Below are 2,931 nucleotides of genomic sequence, written 5' to 3' on the forward strand. Positions count from 1 at the left end.
GGTAGGTGTAAGGACATTGGTCTGGAATGTTGTAATCGTTTGGGTTTTTGTTGTTTTTCATAAGCCATTTTTTTAGTTCTTTTTTTGCATCAATCCAAGCATTTTTTAGTTCAAAAGGTAGTTTGTACTTCAAACTTGGGTATTTTTCAAACATTGTTTCTATTTCAAGTCTTGCAATCATAATGCTTCTAACCCAGCTTTTTCCAGCTGTATCTCCTCCAGCCAAATCTTTGAAGTTATCTAACTTGTAAAGGTGTTCCAGTATAACAGCCAGATAGCTTATACAGGCTTCAAGATGTCTTGCTCCCATATCTTCAATTTCCTCCAAAAGGTTTTCCCAATCTACCAACTCGTAGGCTTTGTCTTTCAGCAGTTGAAGGTTTATATCTACCCAAAGTGGGTAGTCTTTGGTGTACAGCTCTTTTAGTTCTTGTTTTGATATGTTTATAGTTTGCATCGGATTACCTCCTAAAATTGTCTGTTAAAAGCTTCTTGGTAGGTGTAAGGACATTGGTCTGGAATGTTGTAATCGTTTGGATTTTTGTTGTTTTTCATAAGCCATTTTTTTAGTCTTACCACCGCTTCATCCCATGCTTTGTCGTACTCTGATGGTAATTTTGTCTTTAAAGAAGGATACCATTTAAACATTTTTTCAAGTTCCAACCTTGCAATCATAATACTTCTAACCCAGCTTTTTCCGGCTGACTCTCCTCCTGCCAAATCTTTGAAGTTGTCTAACTTGTAAAGGTGTTCCAGTATTACAGCTAAGTAGCTTATACAGGCTTTTAAATCACTTCTTCCCATATCTTCAATTTCCTCCAAAAGGTTATCCCAATCTACCAGCTCGTAGGCTTTGTCTTTCAGCAGTTGAAGGTTTATATCTACCCAAAGTGGATAGTCTTTGGTGTACAGCTGTTTTAGTTCTTGTTTTGAGATGTTTATGGTTTGCATCGGATTACCTCCTTTTGTTTTTCATTATAAAGTTATTCTTTTTTAAGTATTTAATCAATTGTGTTAAAATTATAACAAATAGTCTGGAGGTTGAGTCTTGAAAGAGATAAATGTTGCCATTGTCGGTTATGGTGTTGTTGGTAATGGTGTAGCAAAGATATTGGACACACAAAAAGAGTTATTAAAACAAAAATCCGGATTGAATATAAATCTAAAAAAAGTGTTTACAAGAAGTTGGAACAAGGTATTCCCTCATCCAATAGACGAAAACAGAAAAGCAAAAAATTTAGAAGAGATTTTAGAAGATAAAGATATCCACATAGTTGTAGAACTTACAGGTGGAATAGATTTTCCTTTTTATTTGGTTATGGAATCAATAAACAAAAACAAACACATTGTTACAGCAAACAAAGCTCTTTTGGCGGAAAAAGGAAAAGATATATTTTTAAAAGCTGAAGAGAAAAACATCAGAGTTGGTTTTGAAGCTGCCGTAGCCGGAGGAATACCGATAATAAAAGCATTGAGAGAGGGTCTTGTAGCAAACGAGATAAAAAAAATATACGGCATTCTAAATGGAACTACAAACTACATTTTAACCTCTATGTACAAAGAAGGAAAAACTTTTTATCAAGCATTGAAAGAAGCACAGGAAAAAGGTTATGCTGAAGCTGACCCAACCCTTGATATAAACGGTACAGACGCAGCCCATAAAATATCAATCCTTTCATCTTTGTCTTTCGGTGGATTTTTGGATTTTTCCCATGTGTATGTAGAAGGAATAGAAAAGATAGACATCCTTGATATAGACCTTGGCAGAGAGCTTGGTTATACATTAAAACTTTTAGCAATAGCAAAATCCCACAACGATGAAGTGGAGATAAGAGTCCACCCAACATTTTTACCATCTGACCATCCGTTATCAAAGGTTGATGGAGTCTTTAATGCTGTAATGGTTGAAGGTGATAATGTTGGAGAAACTATGTTTTACGGCAGAGGAGCCGGAAGCCTTCCAACAGCAAGTGCTGTGGTAAGTGATATAGTAAGTATAGCAAAATCAATATCTCTCGGTATAGGAAACGAGATAGAGATAACTTCCATGAATTGGAAACACAAGGAACTAAACCTAACAAAGGCAAAGGATTTTTATACAAGGTATTACATAAGATTTACAGTTCCGGATATAACCGGTATCCTTGCAAAAATTGCCTCAGTTTTTGCAAAATACAGTATAAGTATTGCAGCTGTAATCCAAAAAGAAAAAGTGTTAAAACTTCAAAAATCTCTGAGTGAAAAAGTGGTTCCTCTTGTTATACTTACCCATACAGCATCAGAAAACAACATCCAATCCGCCATCAAAGAGATTATAGAAAACCATTACACCGTAGAAGACCCAGTCATCATAAGGGTAGAAGATGAAGAAACATAGCTAAGTAAGGTGTAGGATTTTTAAAAGAAGAAGGTATTAAAGTAGATTTTGTTCAATGGATGTTGTTAATCATGCCTATAGCTGTATCTATGTATGTGGTTATGATTCTATATATAAATCAAATGCTTAAAAATGTTAACTTTAACCAGATTATAGCAAGAAGTCTGGAATCTTCTATAAGGTTCCAGATGAATTGCTACTTTAGTGTATAATATTTCTAAGGTAAAAACAATGCTAAAAGCATACAGGTATAGAATATATCCAAATAAGGAGCAAAAAGAGTTTTTCGCAAAAACATTTGGCTCTTGTAGATTCATTTGGAATATTATCCTTGAAGAAAAATTAAAAGCGTTAGAAAACAAAGAAAAAATACCAAGAATAACACCAGCAAAATACAAAGATGAATATCAATTCCTAAAAGAAATAGATAGCTTAGCTTTAGCCAATGTCCAACTTAACTTAGAAAAAGCATTCAAAAACTGGCTTAAAAACCCTAAACACTTTGGAAAACCTAAATTCAAAAAGAAAAAAGATAAACAATCCTACACTACCAA

The 2,931-nt window shown here is 34.1% G+C and carries 4 protein-coding genes; 2 read left to right on the plus strand and 2 right to left on the minus strand.

The window, feature by feature from the left end:
* Window positions 1-457, minus strand: a 457-nt coding sequence (locus tag NE054_RS07630) for a DUF29 domain-containing protein (RefSeq protein ID WP_297890315.1), incomplete at its 3' end; no start/stop codon positions are given.
* A gap of 11 nt (window positions 458-468) precedes the next feature.
* Entirely contained in the window at window positions 469-951 is a 483-nt protein-coding gene (locus NE054_RS07635; RefSeq protein WP_297890317.1) for a DUF29 domain-containing protein, read from the minus strand.
* Between the two features lie 97 nt (window positions 952-1,048).
* Here NE054_RS07635 and NE054_RS07640 point away from each other — a divergent pair, with 97 nt between their 5' ends.
* The gene (locus tag NE054_RS07640) at window positions 1,049-2,377 is read left to right on the plus strand and encodes a homoserine dehydrogenase (protein WP_297890319.1); all 1,329 of its coding nucleotides are present in this window, start codon (window positions 1,049-1,051) and stop codon (window positions 2,375-2,377) included.
* 231 nt (window positions 2,378-2,608) lie between these two features.
* Window positions 2,609-2,931: helix-turn-helix domain-containing protein (locus tag NE054_RS07645; protein WP_297890321.1), on the plus strand; the 323-nt coding region annotated here is incomplete at its 3' end.

It is taken from the genome of Sulfurihydrogenibium sp., from assembly GCF_027448985.1.
Taxonomy (GTDB): Bacteria; Aquificota; Aquificia; order Aquificales; family Hydrogenothermaceae; genus Sulfurihydrogenibium.

What these genes read in the sequence shown, in the direction of transcription:
- NE054_RS07635 (WP_297890317.1), bottom strand. Translation starts at nt 951, where the DNA reads ATGCAAACCATAAACATCTCAAAACAAGAACTAAAACAGCTGTACACC.